This is a genomic window from Allomesorhizobium aridi, assembly GCF_043769475.1.
Classification (GTDB): domain Bacteria; phylum Pseudomonadota; class Alphaproteobacteria; order Rhizobiales; family Rhizobiaceae; genus Allomesorhizobium.
In genome coordinates this window covers 5,751,633-5,771,383 of sequence record NZ_CP171729.1, presented here as the reverse complement: position 1 = coordinate 5,771,383, position 19,751 = coordinate 5,751,633, and the positions used below count along the sequence as shown (strand labels likewise).

Below are 19,751 nucleotides of genomic sequence, written 5' to 3'. Positions count from 1 at the left end.
GGATGCGCTCGCCGGGTTGGCACGAATTCGCCTCGCGCGATGAACTCGCCGAAACGCTGGCGAGCACCGTGGCGGACGTGCTGCGGGCGGCGATCGACAAGCGTGGAACCGCGCTGCTCGCTGTCTCCGGGGGCAGCACGCCCGGCATGTTCTTTCGTGAACTGTCGCGACAGGAACTCGACTGGGACAACGTGACCGTCACGCTTGTCGACGAGCGCTTCGTCCCGGAAGACTCTTCGCGCTCTAACGCCCGGCTGGTCCGGGAAAATCTGCTTCGGGACAAGGCAGCAGCCGCGCGGTTCGCCGGACTGTTTTCGGACGCAAGCACGGTCGAAGAAGCGGCAGACAGGGCCGGCGAGAGGCTGAGCCGTCTCCCGCTCCCGCTGGATGCCGTGATCCTCGGCATGGGAACCGACGGCCACACCGCTTCGTTTTTTCCGGACGCCGGCAACCTCGAATCGCTGCTCAATCTTTCCGCCGAGGCGATCGTCGCGCCTGTCCACGCGGCAAGCGGCAGCGAGCCTCGCCTGACGCTGACCTTGGCGCGGATATTGGAAGCAGGCTTCGTCGCGCTCCATATCGAAGGCGCGGAAAAGCGCTGTGTGCTGGAGACAGCACTCGGCGGGGAAGCGCATCTGCCGGTCGGCGCTGTGCTGGATCGCGCGCCACAGCCGGTGCAGGTGTTCTGGGCGCCGTAGTTTGAATGCCGATGCCGGAGATCTCCCGCTCCGGCATTATCGAAGAGGATGCACCGCCATGACCGCCAGGAAAGACATCGAGGCCATCACCGAGCGCATCCGGCAGCGCTCGAGAAATTCGCGCGAGATCTATCTGGAGCGGATCGACAACGCCGCAAGTCGCGGCGCCAACCGGGCGGTACTCTCATGTGGCAATCTCGCCCATGGTTTCGCCGCCTGCGCTCCGGCCGAAAAGACAGCGCTCGCTGGAGACAGGGTGCCCAATCTCGGCATCATCACCTCCTACAATGACATGCTTTCGGCGCACCAGCCCTTCGAAATCTTCCCGCAACTGATCAAACAGGCGGCGAAAGAGGCGGGCGGCATCGCGCAGGTGGCGGGCGGCGTGCCGGCCATGTGCGACGGCGTCACGCAGGGACAGCCGGGCATGGAGCTGTCGCTGTTTTCGCGCGACGTGATCGCAATGGCGACCGCGATCGGCCTCAGCCACAACATGTTCGACGCCGCAGTCTACCTCGGCGTCTGCGACAAGATCGTGCCGGGGTTGGCGATCGCGGCGCTGACCTTCGGCCATCTGCCGGCGGTGTTCATTCCGGCCGGGCCGATGACCACCGGCATTCCGAATGACGAGAAGGCGCGCGTGCGCCAGCTCTATGCCGAGGGCAAGGTCGGACGCGCCGAACTGCTGGAAGCCGAGTCGAAATCCTATCACGGTCCGGGCACCTGCACCTTCTACGGCACGGCCAATTCCAACCAGATGCTGATGGAGATCATGGGGCTGCACACGCCGGGCGCATCGTTCGTCAACCCCAACACGCCGCTGCGCGACGCGCTGACCAAAGAAGCCGCGAAGCGTGCGCTGGCGATCACAGCCATGGGTAACGCCTACACGCCTGTCGGCCGGATGATCGACGAGCGCTCGGTGGTGAATGGCATCGTCGGGCTGCACGCGACCGGCGGCTCGACAAACCATACGATCCACCTGATCGCGATGGCTCACGCCGCGGGCATCCAGATCACGTGGCAGGACATTTCCGACCTCTCCGAGGCGACGCCGCTTCTTGCCCGCGTCTATCCGAACGGACTGGCCGATGTGAACCATTTCCATGCGGCGGGCGGGCTCGGCTTCCTGATCCGTGAATTGCTCGACGCGGGCCTGCTGCACGAGGACGTGCAGACGATATGGGGGAAGGCCTTCGGCCCTACGCCGTGGAAGCCCGGCTCGGTCCCGACGGCGGCGTGATTCGTGAGGCGGCGCCGAGGATCAGCGGCGACGAAAAAGTGCTGACGACCTTCACCAAGCCGTTCCAGCCGACCGGCGGCCTGCGCGTTCTCGCCGGCAATATCGGCCACGCCATCATCAAGACGTCGGCGGTGAAGCCCGAGCGGCGGCTGATCGAGGCGCCGGCGATTGTTCTGGACAGCCAGCAGGCGCTGAACGACGCCTTCAAGGCAGGCCAGCTCGACCGCGATTTCGTCGCGGTGATCCGGTTCCAGGGGCCGAAGGCCAACGGCATGCCCGAACTGCACAAGCTGACGACGATACTCGGCGTGCTGCAGGACCGCGGGCACAAAGTGGCGTTGGTCACGGACGGCCGCATGTCGGGCGCGTCGGGCAAGGTTCCTGCGGCGATCCATGTGACGCCGGAAGCGCTGGAAGGCGGCGTCATCGGCAAGATCCGGGACGGAGACATCATCCGGCTCGACGCCGACAACGGCACGCTGGAGGTTCTCGCGCCGACCGCTGAGTTGGCCGTGCGGAAAACCCCGGATATCGACCTTTCGGCCAACGAGCACGGCTTCGGCCGCGAATTGTTCGCGGGCTTCCGCCAGATGGTCGGCCGCGCCGACCATGGCGCGAGCGCTTTCGGGTGGTGTGAGGCGCTCTTGAATACGGCAGACCTTAGAGTAGGCTAAAAGCCTTCGCTCATTGGGAAGCTGCCCATGTTGATTCTGAAAGTCACGGCAAGAAGGCAGATATCGCTAGGCAAAGATGTTCTCGAGCATCTTGGCGTCCAGCCCGGTGGGAAGATCAATTATGAGCTTCTTCCAGACGGAACTGTGATGATCGAAGCCGCCGAGCCTTCAGCGACTACGGTACCGTCACCTCTGTCCGCTCGCCAGCATTGACTGTCGCGGTGGCTTCCTTCTTGCCGCCATTGTCTTCGCGGTCGGCGACGATCACGTAGTCGCCGGTCGGCAGGGTCGCCTGGTGCTTCTCGTCGAAGGCGTAGCCGAACGCCTTGCGGTTGCCCTGGATGTCCTTCTTGGCCCCGAACACCTCGATGTGCTTGGCGCCGGGGGCGGAAACGGCGAGCACGCCGGCATTCAGGTGGGCAGTGACATCCTTCGACTCGCCGGCGCGGATGTTGAATGGCTGCTCGGCCTCGGCCTCGTCCATTCTCACGATCGCGACATAGTCGCCCGGAGAAAGTTCGAACTTGCCGTCAGGGCCGAAGCCATACGTTACCTGTTCGCGTGAGCCGTCGGTCTTTTTCCTCGCCTTGAATATCTTTATGTCAAGGCCGGAAGTGCCGACCTTTTCGCCGCCTTCGGCATAAAAGGCGTTGACCACGACCCGTCCGACCCCGACGACGACATCCTTCTCGATGGTCTGGCCGGCAGCCAGCGCGAGCGTTTCGCTGATTTCACCCTCGCCGATTTTCACCGTCAGCTTCTGCTCGCCGGCGGGCAGGACGATCTTGGTCAGGCCGTAATTGGTGGCCTTGCCGCCGCCCGGATATTCGGTGATCACCGTCGCGCCATCGTTGACCTCGGCGCCCTCGCTGGCCAGCGGGCGAACGATCAAAGTGCCGGCGTTGAGCACGAAGGCCGGCTCGGCGACCTTGCCTGCTTCGATCTTGACCGGCATCTCGGCGAAGGCCTCGCCGAGCGTTGCCCTGATGATGTAGTCGCCCGGCTCCAGGCTGCCCTTGTAATTGTCGTATTCAGTCGCGACGCGTTCGCCCTTCGCGCCGTCGGCTTTCACCGCGTAGATTTCATAGGCGTTTCCGGCCTCGTCCAGTGCAGGCTGGCCTTGGGCCAGCGACGTCTTCGGGACGAAGTTGAATTCGGGCGCAGCCGGCTCGGGCGCAGGGGCAGGTGCTGGCTCAGGCTGCGGAGCGGGCGCGACAGCAACCGTCTCGATCAAGGCGTCTTTCAGCGCGCCGGCATCCGACGCCTGGATGTATTTGCCACCGGTGTTCTCGGCGAGGCACGCGACCAGCCTGCCCTCTTCTGCAGTCAGGCCGAAGCCGACGACATGGGCGGTGAAGTCGACACCGGCCTGTTCGAGTTCGGTTCCGACGGCGCAGGGATCGGCATTGCAGGTTTCGAGCCCGTCGGTGATCAGGATGACCGTCGCCTTGTCCTCGGTGTAGCGCAACGCTTCGGCGGCCTGCCTGACCGAGGCGGAAAGCGGCGTCTTGCCGAGGAACTTCATCGTGTCGGCGGCGAGCGTGATGGACGAAGCGGCGCCTGGCGCGGGCGGCACCACCAACTCGATGTCGTCGCAACTGCCTTTCTCGCGGTGGCCGTAGGCCAGCAGGCCAAGCTCCATGTCGGCCGGAATTGTCTGCAGCACGGTCCTCAGCGTCTGGCGCGCAATTTCGAGCTTGGGCTGGCCGTCGATCTGGCCCCACATGGAGCCCGACGCATCGAGCACGATGATCGTGCGGTCCGCGGCTGCGGCGATTGCGGTCAGCCAGAGGGTAAGGAACACCGCCAGCACGCCACGTGACAATGCGATCATGATGTCCCCCTCGATGCGCCGTTCGCTCGCGGTCGCAAGCTAGCGAAGGGGCCGGTGGCTGGCAACCCGGCGGCATGCCAATCAGTAAGTGGTGCGACGCTCTTCCGACGGCGGCCGGCCGAACTGCAACCGGTAGCTCTGCGCGAAATAGGAATGCGAGGTGAAGCCGGTGGCGATCGCCACGTCGAGGATCGGCATGTTGGTCTGGCGCAGCAATTCGCGGGCCCGCTCCAGCCTGAGGCGCATGTAATAGCGGCCGGGCGTGACGGTCAGGTGGCGCAGGAACAGCCGCTCGACCTGTCGCACCGACAGCCCGGCGGACTTGGCCAGTTGCACCGCCGAGAACGGCTCGTCGAGATTGTCGGCCATGAGCTCGACGATCTTGCGGAGCTTTTCCGACTTGCCGGTCAGGTCGCGTTCCGGGCCGACGCGCTGGCGGTCGCCCGCGGAGCGGATGCGCTCATGCTGGAACTGGTTGGCGACACCATTGGCGATGTTGGAGCCGAAATCGGTGCGAACGATCTCCAGCATAAGGTCGATCGAGGTCGTGCCGCCGGCGCAGGTATAACGCTTGCGGTCGATCTCGAAGACGTTGCCGGTGCATTCGATATCCGGGAATTTTTCCATGAAGCCGGCACGGTTTTCCCAATGGATGGTGCAGCGATGGCCTTCGAGCTGGCCGGCCTCGGCAAGCAGATAGGAGCCGACCGACAGCGCACCGAGCGCGCCGCCGCGCCTGCCCCAGCTGCGCAGCGCGCCAAGCACCTTGCTCTTGCCCGGGAATTCCGTCGTAAGGCCGACTGAGACGAACAATATGTCGACGGGCGGAAGGTCGGCGACGCTGTAGTCGATCTTCAACGGCAGGCCGTTCGAAGCCATGACCGCGTCGCCGTCCGCCGAGACCGTGGTCCAGCCATAATAGTCGTGGCCGAGCAGCCGGTTCGCCGATCGGAACGTGTCGATCGCGGCGGCCAGCGAAAACATCGAGAATTTGTCGACCAGCAGGAACGCGAACTGCCGGCCTCCCTGGATCTGGTCAGGCATGGCCGGCCGTTCTACAGCAACAGGAAGCGGGGGCAAAGCTTGGACCTTGGCTTCAGAATTTCGGGCGCTCAAGGCCCGCGGCACGATATGCGGAAACCAGCGTGTTGGCCATCAGCAGCGCGATCGTCATCGGGCCGACGCCGCCCGGCACCGGCGTGATCGCGCCGGCAGCCTTTTCGGCCTCGGCGAACGCCACATCTCCGACCAGCCGCGACTTGCCTTCGCCCTTCTCCGGCGCCGGGATCCGGTTGATGCCGACGTCGATGACGGTGGCGCCGGGCTTGACCCAGTCGCCCCTGATCATCTCCGGGCGGCCGACGGCAGCGACCAGGATGTCGGCGGTGCGGGCAAGAGCCGGCAGATCCTTCGTGCGGCTGTGTGCGATGGTCACGGTGCAGTTGGCGGCGAGCAGGAGATTGGCCATCGGCTTGCCGACGATATTCGACCTGCCAACAACAACAGCATTCAGGCCGGACAGATCCTTCCCCCGCACCCGCTCGATCAAAAGCATGGAACCAGACGGCGTGCACGGCACGAAGGCGGTGTCGAGTTCGCCCGCGCCGAGCTTGCCGACATTGACGAAATGGAAGCCGTCGACGTCCTTTTCGGGCGCGATGGTCTGAATGATGCGGCCGGAATCGATATGGGCCGGCAGCGGCAATTGAACCAGAATGCCGTGGATCGCCGGATCCGCGTTGAGATCGCCGATGATGGCGACCAGCTGTTCTTCGGTGGTGTCGGCCGGCAGCGTGTGCTGAACGGAGTGAAAGCCGCATTCCTTAGCCTTTCGGCTCTTGGAGGAAACATAGACCTGACTTGCCGGATCCTCTCCAACGATAACGACGGCGAGGCCGGGTATGATCGATCGCGCATTCACCAGTTCGCCGGTCAACCGCTTTACGGTCTGCACGACCTCATCGGCTACGGCTCTTCCGTCAATGATTTCGGCCATGGTTCATCCTTGACTGCAACTTGGCAGTCTGCGGCATAGTGGCGAAAGATTGCCGGCGCAATCCGCCAAAGCGGCGTCGCGTGGCGTAAACTCGAAACCGCTTGCGAATTCGGGACCGCTCAGAAGTAGCGGCGGCGCTGCCGAGCCTCGGTGAGGTCGCGCACCGCCTCGCGGAATTCGCGCAGGCTGGAGCGAGATCTCGTCGATAGGCGCCTGCAGCGCCTCTGCCGCCGGCGGCGGCGGGGATTCCTGTGGCCGAAGAGACGCCGCAGGAGCGGCGGCGGGCTGCGCATAGTGCGGCGTCATAGCGTGCTGGGCATGCAATGTTTGCGGCGGCATGTGCGCGGGATAGAAGCCTGCCGGCGGCTGTCCCTGCTGCGGATATGGGTAATCGGCGGGCGCGGGCATCTGCGGCTGCTGCCAGTGCGGCGCCTGCTGTACCGGAGCCTGCGGATAAGCAAGCTGCGGCGCATAGTGGGCGGGCTGCTGGTAAGGGTCCGCATAGTATGGCTGCATCTGCGGCTGCTGGGCATAGACGGACTGCGGCTGCGCAGTCGGATAAGGCTGCGGGTAGGCCTGCGGCTGGACTGGATAGGCAGTCGGGACGGACGCCGCAGGGGGCGCGCCAAGGGGCGGATAAGCGTAAACTGGACCTTGCATCGGAGTTTCCCTCGAAGTTGAGAGCGCTTCATCGCGGCGCGGCGGCGGGTTTTGCGGCTCCGGATGCGCCTCGGGCTCAACGCTGACCGGAGCGGTCTGCCGGCTGCGCGGTTCCGGCCGGACGGCGTGGCTTGGCGTATCTTGTGCTAAAGGCCGGGACGAGCCGGTCCCGGCAAATCCAATTTCTAGGCTTTTCGCCGGAACAACCGTCCTGGACGGATCGCGCTTGCGCCGCTCCTGCCCCGTTGCGCGCGAGTTAGCGGTATCGCGCAGGCTGTCATAGGCACCGCGCATGACCCCGAAGCCGACGCCGGCGAAGAAGCCGAGCATCAGCCCGGTCAGCGCCATCGTCGAGCGCGAGGGCGGATTGGCGTTGAGTGGCGGCCACGCCTTGGAGATCACGCTCATATTGGCGGTGTTGATGTCCTTCTGCTCGCCGGTTTCCCGTGCCCGCAGAAGGAATGCCTCGTACACGGCGCGCTTGGCGGTCGCCTCGCGTTCTAGCTCGCGCAGCGTCACCAGCTCGTTGCTGACATCGCCCTGGCGCACCTTCAGCTGCGCCAGCCGCGCCGCAAGCTCCTGTTCGAGCTGGACCGCGCGCTTCAACTCGGTCTGCGTCGACGAGACAACCCGGCGCAATTCGCTGCTGATCCTGTCGCGTGCTCCGGTGAGCTGCGCTTCGATGGCCATGCGCTCTGGATGGCGTGGGCCGAGCCTCACCGCCAGCCGGTCGGCGTCGCTCTTCAGCGCCGAATACTGTGCGCGCAATTCCTGGATTGTCGGAGACGACAGTTCTTCAGGCAGAACGCCGCCGAGCACGGCATCGATATTGACCGACCGTGTCGACGACGCCTTGGCGTTCAGTTCCAGCGTCCGTGCGCGCGCCACCGAAAGCTGCTCGTTCAGCTTGACGATCTCGTCGTCCGTTATCAGGCGGCCCTGCGCGTCGATGATGTCGTTCTCGGCCTTGAAGGTTTCGACCTTGCGCTCGGCCGCCTCGACGCCTTCGCGGAGCTGGTCGAGCCTCGACGTCAACTCGTCCGCCGCGCGTCCGGCCGTATTTGACTGGATTTGCCCGTAGGTCTGCAGAAACACATCGGTCATGGTGTTGGCGATCAGCGCCGATTTCTCGCCATCCTTTGTGACCGCGCTGATCATGATCACGAAGGTCTTGCCCCCGCGCTCGACCGTCAGGGCCTCGGAAAGATTCTGGACGGCAAGGGTGTGCCGCCTGTCGCCGCCGTCGTCGCCATCGCTGCGCGCAAGCAGCGAGCGGACGTTCGAGACGAACGCACCGATGCCGCCATCGCTGCCCTCACCGTTGAATTCGGGATCGCTGGCGAGATTGAGGCGTTCCACGACCTTGGTCAGAACCGTGCCGGAAGTCAGGATCCGGACCTGATTCTCGATAATCGCTAAAGTGGCTTCATTGGAAAGCCCGCTCTGGGTGATGTCGCGCTCGACCAGATTGAGGTCTCGCGGATCGACCAGCAACTCGACGGTGGCTTCGTATCTCTTCGGAGTGGAAAGCGCGATCATGACGCCCAGCACCGCGCCAAGCACGGTCGTTCCGACGATGATCCATTTCGATTTGGCTATGCCGCCGACCACTTTCCCGGGATCGATGAGCGGCTTCCAATGTTCGTCGGGCGGTTCGCGCCCGGCAGACGGACCGGCGCTTTCCGTAACCGAAATTTCGGACGAACGGTCCTCGCTATATCGGTTGTCGAAATGACGAACCTGCCTGGCCGGCAATTCGGCTGGAGCGCTGTCGGTCTGATCGGGCGGCCTGATCCAGGCAGGCAGAAGGCGCTCTATCCATGTCGTTCTGGCGGTCGGCGGTTCGGGTATTGGCTTTTCGTCCGCTAAAACAGGTCTAGGCGACGCCGGACTGTTCCTGGCGGCTCGATGCTGACGGCCGATGTGATGGCGAGCCGCGGCATCGTCAGCGTGCTGCGGATCGGCCGCGGCAAGAAGCGACGCCGAACGCCGCGAAGCGCCCTCACCGGGGTGCGCGCCACTCAACGAGAGCAACGAGCGCTCACGCCGGGGATCGTCGCGTTGATCGGTCTCGAACATGGATTGCGGCCGTTTCCCGACGCATGCCGGAGTGGTGAATGCAAACGTTAAGCCACGCTAAACAGGCATGGGAAACAAAAGGTTAATTTCCGCTCGTCACGGACGCCGATCGTCCGAACAATGCTGCGTGGTTTGGACCGTGCAGGGATAACGCGGAACCGCACATTAAGCTTTCCGCGCTAGCATCGCGCGAAGCATGACCCAGGCGAACGATATCCGGCAAAGGCGGCCTTTCGCCAGACTTGGCGCGTTCCTGTCGGAGCGGCACGGCCTGCTGCGCGATTATTTCGCCGCAATCAGCGGCGCCGGCGGCCGATTGGTGTTTTCGCTCCTGTATTTCGTGGCGCTGGCGAATACGCTGTCGCTGGCCGATTTCGGGCTTTTCGCAACGGCTTCAGCCGCGGGCGTCATGCTGTCGCGGATCCTGGCCTTCGGGTTCATTTCAGCGCTCTATCGCACGGCAACCATCCGACCGAACCTCATCGGCACGTTCACGGCGGGTTTCGTCCTGATGGGCGCGCTGTCACTGCCGGTTTTGGCCGCAGCCTCATGGCTGACCTACCTGCTGTTCTTCGCAGGCCAGATGGCGCTTTCGATCTTTGCTGTGGTGATAGTCGCCGAGGCGTTGCTGTGGCGGCCTTTCGAGGTCGTGATCATCGTCAACAACGGTCAGAACCGGTTCGGACGCGCGGCTTCCCTGACTATTTTCGGAACCGTGATGCGGGCGGTGGGCGCGGTGGCGTTCGCATTGTGGCCGACCGACAGTCTAGCCGCGTGGTCGGGCTTCTATATCGCCGTCAACGCCATCGCCCTCATCGTAGCGGTTGCGCTTTTTTATCCGCGTCAGCGGCTGCGCTTCCGGCCGCTTCTCTACTGGCGGCGGCTTGCGGATTCGCTCTATGTGGCTGGAGCGGAAATCCTGTTCTACCTGCAGATGGAGTTTGACAAGCTGCTTGTCCTGGCCATTGGCGGACCGCAACTTGCCGGTCTTTATGCGATCGTCATGCGGCTGGTCGACCTTACTGCCATCCCGATCCGCACATTTTCGATGATGCTGGTGCAGCGCATGATGCGCGCTCCCGATATGCTGAGAAGCTGGCGCGCACGCGGCGGCATCGAAGCCGGTATTTTTGCCATCTCGACGGGCGCGCTGCTGAGCCTTGCTGTGGTTCTGCACTATTTCCCGGCGGCGCTGGGCCGGACCGTCGCGGACGCCGCGCCACTCGTCGCACTGGCGGTTTGCGTGCCGGGCCTGCGCAACCTGATCGAATATCAGGCCGAGTTGCTGTTCGCGCGCGGACAGACCCTCGTCCGGGCGCTTAATCTCGCTTTGCTGGCGGGTGCGAAGGCCGTGCTGCTGATCTTCGTCATGATGAACAGCCTCGACACCGCGGCTTTCATCTGGTCGCTTAACGCAATGTTCGCCGCGCTCTATCTGGTATCGGCGCTGTTGACCTATTCGGCGCTGCGCATGCCGGCCAAGCCGGTGTGACTGCTACGCAGCCTGCGTCAGGCGGCGAATACGGTCGATATCGGTGCCTATGAAGGACTGCATGCCGATCGCCGCCTGATGCGGCGACATGCCGGCGACGAAGCTGCGGAAGTCGTCGTCAGACATGGGTGAGCCGGTCCAGTGGACGCGACAGAATTCCTCCGCCCCATGGAAGTGCCCGGCGCCGCCAAGCACTTCGTCCACGAAACGGCCGTAGATCAGGCATTCCGAAAACTTCCGGGACGCGCCGACCACTTCGACCCAGTTGCGGCCGTGCAGCCGCTCTATATGCGCGCACATGGCTCGAACGTCCTGCCCGCTCCAAGCAATCAGGGTTGAGATGTAATCATGCGGCGAGACCGCCGGATGCTCGATGCCCAAAGCCGCACCGGCATTCCTCGACCAGATCGCGTGATCTCCCGTATCCGGCAGCGCATTGTCGCGTCGAAACAGCCGCAGCTTGCCGTCGCTGCGGAACGCCGCGCAGTCGAAAGGTTTCAGGAAAACGACATCGGAATCGCAATAGACGAGAACGTCCTGCGCCGCATGGGCAGCGATGGCAATGCGCCGAAGCTGCTGAACATGCCAGCCGCGCAGGGGCATTGTCTTCCAGCTCAGCCAGATGCGGCGTTGGAACAGGCTCGCAGGATCATTGACCGCGTGAAGCCACGACGGCAGCAGATCCTGCTCGTCGACGACGGTCCGCGATTTCGTTTCAAGCTGGCGGAACAGCGCCACATCGTTCCGCTCGACCAGGATGTAGTGATGCGACAAGCCGGTGACATGCTGGTCCATCGTCTCGCAGAGCAGGCGGCAGCGCTCGAAATCGGGGGCATAGCTGGCCGTCACCATAGCGGAAGCGGCCGTTTGACCGGCTAGGCTCGGCGCCTCTCGCGGCAAGAAGCGGCTATTCACCGGCTGCCCCCGCCGCGGGCGAGCTTCTGCCGCAGGACGCGCGCGAGGAAGAGCGGATTGCCGACGATATAGCGCCGCCAGAGGCGGCCGGGTTCGACGATCAGGCGAAAGAGCCATTCGAGCCGCATGCGACGCATCCAACTGGGCGCGCGCGGCACCGCCCCGCTCAGGAAATCGAGCAGCGCACCGACGGCTATCGGCAACGTGCAGTGCTTGTCGGTCAGATTGCGGGCGATCCAGAGTTCCTGCCTCGGCACCCCCATGGCGACGAGCAGCACATCCGGCCGCAACGCTCCAATTTTCTCGATGACGCCCGGCTCTTCCTGCGCTGAAAAATACCCGTCATGAATCACGACATAACGATGCTGAGGGGCGATGGCCGCCAGCTGTGCGGCTGCCGCGTCGGCGTTGCGGCGAGTTGCACCGAGCAAGCCGACCGTCAGCGGTTTCGAGATGGCCTGAATGAAGCCGGGGATGAAATCCGTGCCGTTGAGATTTGCCGGAAAGGGCGAGCCGGAAAGGATCTTCGCCGCCATATCGACGCCGACGCCGTCGGGGAGGATGAGGAAATCGTGAAGCGCATCGGCAAACACTGCATCGACGGAAGCAACGTTGGCGTTGTGCGCATTGAGGAAGCTGACCTTGGTGAATCGCCGTTCGACCAGCATGCGGTTCAAGAGGCCAATCGCCTCATCCCACCCGACGCTGGCGACCGAGATGCCGAGGATTGTTTTCCAGGCGGAAATGCCGATGGCGTTGGCGGCGTGCATGTTCATGCCAACACCTCGCGCCGCCGGTAGCCGATCGCCTCGAGCCCGCGTCTGATCCGGGCGTCGAGTTCCGCGCGCTGGTGTTTATAGAACGTGGCGCCGTCGGCATCGGCGATCTCGTCCGCCGCAGCGCGTTCAAGCGCTGCGGCGAAGGCCGCCGGATCATCCGCCGTTACACAGTTCGCGGGAACATGACCGATGCCGCGCAAGGATGAGCTCGTGGCGACGGTCGGCAGGCCGAGTTCGAACGCTTCGATGGTCTTCAACTGCACTCCGGTCCCTGCCCTGCTGATCAGCGGCACGACTGCAGCACTGCGGATGAAATCCTGCGCGTTGGGAACTCGGCCGACGAATGTCACTCCCGGGTGAGACGAGGTGACGCCGGCAGGCATGGAGCCGGCGATGCTGATCCGGAAATCGCGGCGCAGGCGCGGTACGACCTCATCCAGGAACCAGTCGAGGCCGACGCGGTTGGGCAGCCACGTCCATGTGCCGACAAGAGCTGCATCGCAATCCGTGCGGCGGGCGGTGGGTGGCGGCGGAGCGTCCGGCCCGGTCACCAGCGGCAGCCCGACCGATTTGGCATCGGAAGCCACGCCGAGCGCCGAGCGGTCTTCTTCCGCCAGGGTGAAGACGAAGCGCGCCCTGCGGCAGAGCCGCGCTTCGAGGCGCTTCAGAAGCCGTGCCTCTCGCCGGAACAGGAAGCGCTCGAAGACACCCTTCGCGGCGATCGCGTTCTCGGCTGCCGAGACGTGCTCGACATTGTGGGCGACGAAGATCGAAGGCCGGTCTTCGAAAATGCCCTCGAACGCGCCGGCAAACTGTACTGAGTTCAGCACGTAGCCATCGAACGGTCCGGCCTCTGTGATCGCGCTGCGCAGCCGCTCCAGACTGACCAGCCGCAGTTTCACGGACGAAAATGTAAGGCCGGTCAGGAGCGCCTTGGCGAGCCATTTGAGCTTCTGCACGATCGGCGCATGCTGATTGCGAACGTCGACGGAGCCAAGAACGATCGTGTCTTCGGGATCCAGCGCAGTCCGGCCGGGCCAGGTGAAGCCGATTACCGTGACGCGAACGCCGGCGCGGCGCAAAGCCGCAATGATTGCAGCGTTGGCGATCTCGTAACCCGAGCCGAGCCCGCCGTCGGGCACGATCGAAGTGGCAAACAGCAGATGCATCTCACCTATCCTGAGATGTCGAATAGCCAAACCCAGTGAAGCCTTGCTTAAAAGCCGGCTCGGCGGGAACAAAACGGCGGCGCCCAGACAGCCATCCGCCAAAGGTGTTTAACGAATCCTTATCGCGGCCGGTGCTATCGAGAGCCAGGCAGTGACGGACGTTCGCATGAAGCCTTTGCAGAAAGATGGACCGGTTTCGATAGCCGGCCGGTCTCCGGGACTTGTTCCGGAGGCGGTCGAGGCCGTCGTGACTGTGCCGACATTCCGTCGTCCAGAGCAGTTGCTGGCCACGCTGGAATCGCTGCGGCAGCAGGAAACCACGCGCCGGTTCGCGGTGATCGTCATGGAAAACGAGGCGGAAGCGCGCGAGGGCGCCAACGCCGCGCTGCCGCTTTTCGAGACGGGCGCGCTGGAGGGAATGGTCATCATCGCGCATGAGCGCGGCAATTGCAGCGCCTACAATGCCGGTTGGCAGACCGCCGTGATGCATTTTCCGAGTTTCAGATATTTGCTTGTGATCGATGATGACGAGATCGCTGACAGAAACTGGCTGGAAAACATGTGCGCCGCTTCAGAGAAACATGAGGCGGATATCGTCGGCGGGCCGCAGGTTCCGGTCTTCGCCAGCGTTGAACACGCCAAATGGGCCGAACATCCAGTTTTCGCACCGCCCCATACGAAGAGCGGAAGGGTCGGCGCGCTCTTTTCGTCAGGCAATCTGCTTATCGGCCGGCACGTGCTGGCGACAATGGGCTCGCCGTTCCTAGACCTCAAATTCAATTTCATGGGCGGCGGCGATTCCGACTTCCTGAGCCGGACGGCGCAGCGCGGCTTCAAGCTCGCCTGGTGCGCCGAGGCACCGGTGCACGAAGCGGTTCCACCGCGCCGGCTCGAAGCAGACTGGATCCGCGCCCGCAGCTTGCGCAACGGAGTCATCTCCACGCTGGTCGAGAAAAAGAAGCGCGCCGGCACGCCGCTCGCTAATATCCGGGTGCTTGTAAAAAGCCTGGCGCTGCTGGCTGCTTCGCCGTTCCGGGCGCTGGCCAGGTTGGCCACCACGGGCTCGCCGGCGATCGGCGTCTATCCGATCCATGTCGCGCTCGGCCGGGTTCTGGCCGAGTTCGGATATGCCAATGAACAATACCGTCAGCCCGAGAAGAACTGACGCGGCGCCGATCACGGCTGCGTTCTCGCGGAGCGGCATAGCCACGGCGATCGCGACGATCCTGCTGACCATCGCAATGGTGTCGTTCAAGCCATTCCAGCCAGCGGCCACGACCGTCGGCGATGGCGGCGACATCGTCAATCAGCTCGGTTTCGGTTCGCTGGGCGCGCTGTCGATCTTCTCGCTGGCGGCCTTCGCCAATCCGCGGGTCGTCAGTGCCTTATTCAGCCCGGCCTTCCTGCTGATGATCGGCTTCCTGCTGCTTTCGGCATTCAACGCAACCGACCCGGATGCCGCGATGCGCGCCGCCTCCTTCACGCTGATCGGCATTCTGACGATGGCGACCGTGCTGGCGATCCCGCGCGACGCCGACGCGTTTTCGACCGTCATTGCGGTGGCGGGGCTGTTCGTCATCGGGCTGAGCTTCGCTGGCCTGGTAATATTCCCGAGCGACGCCATGCACACGGCTGATTCCATCGAGGCCGAGCATGCAGGACTCTGGCGCGGCGTCTTCAGCCACAAGAACATCGCCGGCCCGGTGATGGCCTGCCTAAGCTTCGGAGGGCTTTATCTCTTCCGCCGCGGCTGGAAGGCGACAGGCGTTCTGCTATTTGCCAGCGCGATGGTTTTCATGATCAACACCGGCTCCAAGACGACGGCTGGTCTGGTGCCGGCATCTATCCTGGTCGTCGTAGTGCCCAGCCTGTTCGGGATGCGGCTGATAACGCCGCTTTTGTTTGCGCTCGCCATGATCTGCACGGCGCTCGCCACGCTGGGCATCGTCTTCATCGATCCGCTGAAGCAGCTTGCCGCGGAGCATTTCCCCGACCTCACCTATACGGGGCGAACGACGCTCTGGGAGTTCGTCGGCGAGATGATCGCCAGACGCCCCTGGACGGGCTACGGCTATAACAGCTTCTGGGGCACCGATGCGGTGACCAGCACGGCCCAGCCCTTCGACCGCGCATGGGATGTGCGCGGCATCGTCCATGGCCACAATGGCTATCTCGATATCGCCGTGATCATGGGCTTGCCCGCCATGTTCGTCGCCATATGGGCGTTCCTGATCGCACCGTTGCGCGACTACATGCGCATACCGCTGCGCAAGGAGAACATCTTCCTCGGCGATCTCTTCATGATGATCCTGCTGTTCACGGCGCTAAACTCGTTCCTGGAAAGCTTTTTCTTCCGGCGAGCCGACCCGGTTTGGCTGTTCTTCGTGTTCAGTGTCATCGGGCTGAGGCTTACCGCCCGTTTCCCGCTCAAGGCCTCTAACCCGGACTGATCAGCCTCTTTCGTATGAGTGCCGGACCGTCTAAACGGAGGCAGACGGAGGCTCGGAAATGACTGTGAAAGTAGCGCTCGCCGGTTGCGGCAACATGGGATACGCCATGCTCTCGGGCTGGCTTAAATCGGGCAAGCTCAGGGCAGACGAGACCTTCGTCATCGAACCCAACGCGGAATTGCGGGCGCGGGCCAAGGCGCTCGGCAGCGGGGTAGGCAGCGACGTCGGCGAAATTCCCACAGGCGCCGTCCCTGCCTTGATCGTGCTGGCCGTGAAGCCGCAGGTGATACGCGAGGTGACAGCCGGCTACCGACGCTTCGGCGACGGCCGCACGACGTTCCTCAGCATCGCCGCCGGAACAGCAATAGCGACGTTCGAGGAGATACTCGGGAAAAGCGCGCCGATCGTCCGCTGCATGCCCAACACACCGGCTGCGATCGGCAAGGGCATGATGGTCATGTTCGCCAACGAACGCGTTTCGGACGACGCCCGCAAATTCGTCGCCGACCTGCTTTCGGCCAGCGGCGAGGTCGCTTCCATCGAGGATGAAAGCCTGATGGACGCGGTGACCGCCGTATCCGGTTCCGGCCCGGCCTACATTTTTCATTTCATCGAGTGCCTGACGGCGGCCGCAGAAAGCGCAGGGTTGCCGACGGAGACGGCGAAACTGCTGGCCATGCAGACCGTCTACGGGGCAGCTTCGCTGGCAGCCGAAAGCCATGAGGAACCGGGCGTGCTCCGCCAGCAGGTGACCAGCCCGAACGGCACCACTGCGGCCGCGCTCGCCGTGCTGATGGGCGAGGACCGGCTCAAGCAGCTGGTGACGGAGGCGGTCGAGGCCGCGAGGATCAGATCGGTGGAATTGGGAAAGTAGATTTGCGCGCCCAGTCACGCTCTAAATGGATTTACAATCCTCAATCGACCGTCGACCACCAGACCATGCTGAAGGTCTTCCGATAACACCACCTCGCAACCGGCTTCGAGGGCCGCAGCCACAATCATTCCGTCGTAGACTCCGAACTGATATCGTTCTGCGAGCCGCAATCCTGATTCATGGATCGGCTCCGTGAGGGGAATGACGGTGAGCAGGTCGCGGATTAGCGAGATAAAGTCTCGTGTATCGGACCATGAAAGTTTCATCTTCCGAACAGCGACGTTGGCGATTTCGTTGAGAACCTGAACGCTTACGGTCCCGCCGTCCCGCAGCAACTGTTCCGCGCGATCGGCCTTGGCCGCATCGCCCGAAGCCAGATAGATGAGAATATTGGAATCGAGAAATCGGCCTATGCCGCTATCGGGCATTGGCTTCATCCCGGTCGAACTTGAAGTCGCGAGGCAGACGGCCCCGGTAGGCCCGCAGCGTTTGAATCAATTCCTCACGCCCAGGCTTACGAACCACTTCAAGTTCCCGTCGATCGGCAACGTGCAGTTCGATCTCGTCGCCTTCCTGCAAATCGAGAGCTTCCACTACGATTGACGGCAGTCGCACCGCCAGGCTGTTTCCCCATTTGGCAACCTTCATAACGTCCTCCGGAGATATACATTGTCAATAATGTATATCTTCCGAGGGCGTTATACAAGCTCCCGAATACTGCAACTCTACCCCGCTTCGATCTCCGCCTGCAGTGCTTTCAATTGATGCGAGGCGGCGGCGACCGCGGCATTCTCGATGGCGCGGAAGCGGGTGACCACAGAAAGGCCGAGCGGCGTCAAAGCTGCGCCGCCGCCGCTTTTTCCGCCGGTGCGGGCAGAGACAAGTGGCTTGCCAAACAGCCTGTTAAGATCGTCCACGAGATCCCAGGCACGCTTGTAGGACATGTCCATCGCACGTGCGGCCGCCGAGATCGAACCCGAGGCCGATATCTCCTCAAGCAGGGCGATCTTGCCGGGTCCAATCCGGCCCTCGGGATCGAGATTTATCCGTAGACTAAGCGAAGGCATCCTTGTAGCGCGCTCCCGTTCAGAAGCCTTGACCGATAAGGCTATTCGACAGGTTTTCGTGATCGAACGCCACCGATTTTATCACCGCAAAGACCTCCTGGCCGACATGCAGCCGAAGCGCATCGAGGGACAGGCGAGTGATCCGCGACAGTACCTGCTGTCCATGGCAATCGACATGAACCTCGACCAGCGGATCGCCCGCATGGGCAATCCGCGCGATCTTCCCGCGCAGAATGTTTTGAGCGCTGAGCCCCATCGGCTCGGCGGTCGCGATCATGACGTCGCGCGCCCGGAGCCGGAGCCGGACTGTCGAGCCTAATTCAGCGCGAATGCGCGGAACGCGGATCTCGCCGGCGGCCGACTTCAGCACGGTCATACCGTAGTCGATGTCGTGGGCGGCGACCGTCATCTCCAGCACGACGCCGCCCTCGCCGCGTTCTTCGGCCGGAAGGAGGTCGAGCCGCTGAATGATCTCGCCGGTAGGGCCGGCCGCCGTGACCTTGCCGTCCGACATGACGACAATGTCGGTGGCGAGCCTTGCGACTTCGGCGATCGAATGGCTGACATAGACGATCGGGATTTTCAGTTCGTCGCGGAGCCGCTCGATATAGGGCATGATTTCGGCCTTGCGGGCCTCGTCGAGAGAAGCCAGCGGCTCGTCCATCAACAGCAGCCGAGGGCTGGCGAGCAAGGCGCGGCCGATGGCGACGCGCTGCCTTTCGCCGCCGGAAAGCAGGCTCGGCCTGCGCTCCAGCAGGTGGCCGATGCCGAGCAGCTCCACGATGCGACCGCTTTCCGCGTAGCGTTCGCCCGCCGGCGCGAACCATTTGCCGTAAGCAAGGTTGCGGCGTACGCTCATATGCGGAAACAGACGCGCGTCCTGGAAGACGGCGCCGATGCGGCGGCGGTGCATGGGCACGAAAACGCCGGACGCCCGATCGGTCAGCACACGGCCGTCGACCGCTATGCTGCCGCGGTCAGGCCGGATAAGTCCTGCGATCATGCTGACAATGGACGTCTTGCCCGATCCCGACGGCCCGAACAGCGCGGTCAGATGGCCAGCACTCGCAAACCGCGCCTCCAGTTGGAACTCACCGAGCCGGTGGCTGACATCGACGAGTACGGTCATGCGCCGTCGATCCGGCGGCTGGCGCGCTGCGCCAGCGCTTCCGACGCCATGAGAGCCGCCATCGAGATGGCCACGGAAATCAGGGTGAGCCGCAACGCGCCCGCGTCGCCTCCAGGGATTTGCGTGAAAGTGTAGATCGCCGACGGCAGCGTCTGGGTCTCGCCGGGAATATTGGAGACGAAGGTGATGGTTGCGCCGAATTCGCCCATCGCCTTGCCGAAGGACAAGATCATGCCGGCGATTATGCCGGGCAGGATCAACGGCAATGTGATGGTTGCGAACACCCAGACCGGACCGGCCCCGAGCGTCCCGGCGGCTGCCTCGAGCCGCCGGTCGACGGCCTCGATCGACAGCCTGATCGCGCGCACCATCAGCGGGAAACCCATGATCGCACAGGCGAGCGCGGCCCCGGTCCAGCGGAACGAGAACACGATTCCGAAATGCTCGGCGAGGAATGCGCCCGCGGGTCCGCGCCGGCCAAAGGTCAGCAGCAGCAGATAGCCCGTGACGACGGGCGGCAGGATAAGGGGCAGGTGGACGATGCCGTTGAGGATCGACTTACCCCAGAAGTTCCCTCGCGCCAGGATCAAAGCCGTGAGCAGGCCGAGCGGCAGGCTGCCCAGCATGGCCCAGACTGCGACCTTGACCGACAGCCGGACCGCATTCCACTCGTCAGGCGTCAGTTCCATGGT

General features: G+C 63.6%; 18 protein-coding genes and 1 pseudogene. 7 read left to right on the top strand and 12 right to left on the bottom strand.

What is annotated here, in order from left to right:
* The first annotated feature begins 2 nt into the window (after positions 1-2).
* Positions 3-698 carry a 6-phosphogluconolactonase gene (gene pgl / locus ACG873_RS30545; protein ID WP_394889626.1) on the top strand — a complete coding sequence of 232 codons (696 nt, stop codon included), beginning with the start codon at positions 3-5 and terminating at the stop codon, positions 696-698.
* Positions 699-756: 58 nt separating this feature from the next.
* A pseudogene (edd, locus tag ACG873_RS30540) lies at positions 757-2,615 on the top strand (phosphogluconate dehydratase).
* Between the two features lie 175 nt (positions 2,616-2,790).
* Here the strand turns inward: edd and ACG873_RS30535 are convergent.
* The 4 genes from ACG873_RS30535 to ACG873_RS30520 form a co-directional block, all read right to left on the bottom strand.
* The gene (locus ACG873_RS30535; RefSeq protein ID WP_394889624.1) at positions 2,791-4,449 is read right to left on the bottom strand and encodes a vWA domain-containing protein; all 1,659 of its coding nucleotides are present in this window, start codon (positions 4,447-4,449) and stop codon (positions 2,791-2,793) included.
* An 81-nt stretch (positions 4,450-4,530) separates the two neighbouring features.
* On the bottom strand, positions 4,531-5,493 hold the full coding sequence (locus tag ACG873_RS30530; RefSeq protein WP_394889622.1) for a GlxA family transcriptional regulator: 963 nt from the start codon (positions 5,491-5,493) through the stop codon (positions 4,531-4,533).
* Positions 5,494-5,545: 52 nt separating this feature from the next.
* On the bottom strand, positions 5,546-6,445 hold the full coding sequence (locus ACG873_RS30525) for a bifunctional methylenetetrahydrofolate dehydrogenase/methenyltetrahydrofolate cyclohydrolase (protein WP_394889620.1): 900 nt from the start codon (positions 6,443-6,445) through the stop codon (positions 5,546-5,548).
* 3 nt (positions 6,446-6,448) lie between these two features.
* Positions 6,449-8,860: a Wzz/FepE/Etk N-terminal domain-containing protein gene (locus tag ACG873_RS30520; RefSeq protein ID WP_394889618.1), complete on the bottom strand. Its 2,412-nt coding sequence runs from the start codon at positions 8,858-8,860 to the stop codon at positions 6,449-6,451.
* Positions 8,861-9,013: 153 nt separating this feature from the next.
* Between ACG873_RS30520 and ACG873_RS30515 the strand changes: the two genes are divergently transcribed.
* Together ACG873_RS30515 and ACG873_RS30510 are read left to right on the top strand one after the other, a co-directional pair.
* A complete protein-coding gene (locus tag ACG873_RS30515) occupies positions 9,014-9,235 on the top strand; it encodes a hypothetical protein (RefSeq protein ID WP_394889616.1) in 222 nt (73 codons plus the stop codon).
* Between the two features lie 145 nt (positions 9,236-9,380).
* Positions 9,381-10,676: a lipopolysaccharide biosynthesis protein gene (locus ACG873_RS30510; RefSeq protein ID WP_394889615.1), complete on the top strand. Its 1,296-nt coding sequence runs from the start codon at positions 9,381-9,383 to the stop codon at positions 10,674-10,676.
* A gap of 3 nt (positions 10,677-10,679) precedes the next feature.
* On the opposite strand, the gene ACG873_RS30505 is transcribed toward ACG873_RS30510, so the two are convergent.
* From ACG873_RS30505 to ACG873_RS30495, 3 genes are read right to left on the bottom strand one after another with little or no spacing between them, the layout of a single operon-like run.
* Entirely contained in the window at positions 10,680-11,591 is a 912-nt protein-coding gene (locus ACG873_RS30505; RefSeq protein WP_394889614.1) for a DUF6492 family protein, read from the bottom strand.
* Positions 11,588-12,367 (bottom strand): WecB/TagA/CpsF family glycosyltransferase, encoded by a 780-nt coding sequence (locus tag ACG873_RS30500; protein ID WP_394889613.1) that lies wholly within the window; start codon positions 12,365-12,367, stop codon positions 11,588-11,590. Before ACG873_RS30500 ends, ACG873_RS30505 begins: the two co-directional genes overlap by 4 nt.
* Positions 12,364-13,539 (bottom strand): glycosyltransferase, encoded by a 1,176-nt coding sequence (locus tag ACG873_RS30495; protein WP_394889611.1) that lies wholly within the window; start codon positions 13,537-13,539, stop codon positions 12,364-12,366. Before ACG873_RS30495 ends, ACG873_RS30500 begins: the two co-directional genes overlap by 4 nt.
* Positions 13,540-13,705: 166 nt before the next feature.
* On the opposite strand from ACG873_RS30495, the gene ACG873_RS30490 reads away from it, so the two are divergent.
* The 3 genes from ACG873_RS30490 to proC are packed head-to-tail and all read left to right on the top strand — an operon-like array spanning position 13,706 to position 16,863.
* Positions 13,706-14,704, top strand: a complete 999-nt coding sequence (locus ACG873_RS30490) for a glycosyltransferase family 2 protein (RefSeq protein ID WP_394889610.1) — start codon at positions 13,706-13,708, stop codon at positions 14,702-14,704.
* Positions 14,673-15,989, top strand: a complete 1,317-nt coding sequence (locus ACG873_RS30485; RefSeq protein WP_394889608.1) for an O-antigen ligase family protein — start codon at positions 14,673-14,675, stop codon at positions 15,987-15,989. The genes ACG873_RS30490 and ACG873_RS30485 overlap by 32 nt, the downstream gene beginning before the upstream one ends.
* 58 nt (positions 15,990-16,047) lie before the next feature.
* The gene (proC, locus tag ACG873_RS30480; protein WP_394889607.1) at positions 16,048-16,863 is read left to right on the top strand and encodes a pyrroline-5-carboxylate reductase; all 816 of its coding nucleotides are present in this window, start codon (positions 16,048-16,050) and stop codon (positions 16,861-16,863) included.
* 14 nt (positions 16,864-16,877) lie between these two features.
* Here proC and ACG873_RS30475 read toward each other — a convergent pair whose 3' ends face one another.
* The 5 genes from ACG873_RS30475 to modB all read right to left on the bottom strand — a co-directional run bounded on the left by ACG873_RS30475 (position 16,878) and on the right by modB (position 19,748).
* Entirely contained in the window at positions 16,878-17,291 is a 414-nt protein-coding gene (locus ACG873_RS30475) for a PIN domain-containing protein (protein WP_394889605.1), read from the bottom strand.
* A complete protein-coding gene (locus ACG873_RS30470; RefSeq protein ID WP_394889604.1) occupies positions 17,281-17,511 on the bottom strand; it encodes an AbrB/MazE/SpoVT family DNA-binding domain-containing protein in 231 nt (76 codons plus the stop codon). Before ACG873_RS30470 ends, ACG873_RS30475 begins: the two co-directional genes overlap by 11 nt.
* 77 nt (positions 17,512-17,588) lie before the next feature.
* Positions 17,589-17,930: a winged helix-turn-helix domain-containing protein gene (locus tag ACG873_RS30465; RefSeq protein ID WP_394889603.1), complete on the bottom strand. Its 342-nt coding sequence runs from the start codon at positions 17,928-17,930 to the stop codon at positions 17,589-17,591.
* Positions 17,931-17,949: 19 nt separating this feature from the next.
* Complete coding sequence (modC, locus tag ACG873_RS30460; RefSeq protein ID WP_394889602.1) at positions 17,950-19,059, bottom strand: molybdenum ABC transporter ATP-binding protein; 1,110 nt, start codon at positions 19,057-19,059, stop codon at positions 17,950-17,952.
* Positions 19,056-19,748, bottom strand: a complete 693-nt coding sequence (gene modB, locus ACG873_RS30455) for a molybdate ABC transporter permease subunit (protein ID WP_394889600.1) — start codon at positions 19,746-19,748, stop codon at positions 19,056-19,058. The genes modC and modB overlap by 4 nt, the downstream gene beginning before the upstream one ends.
* Positions 19,749-19,751: the final 3 nt, after the last annotated feature.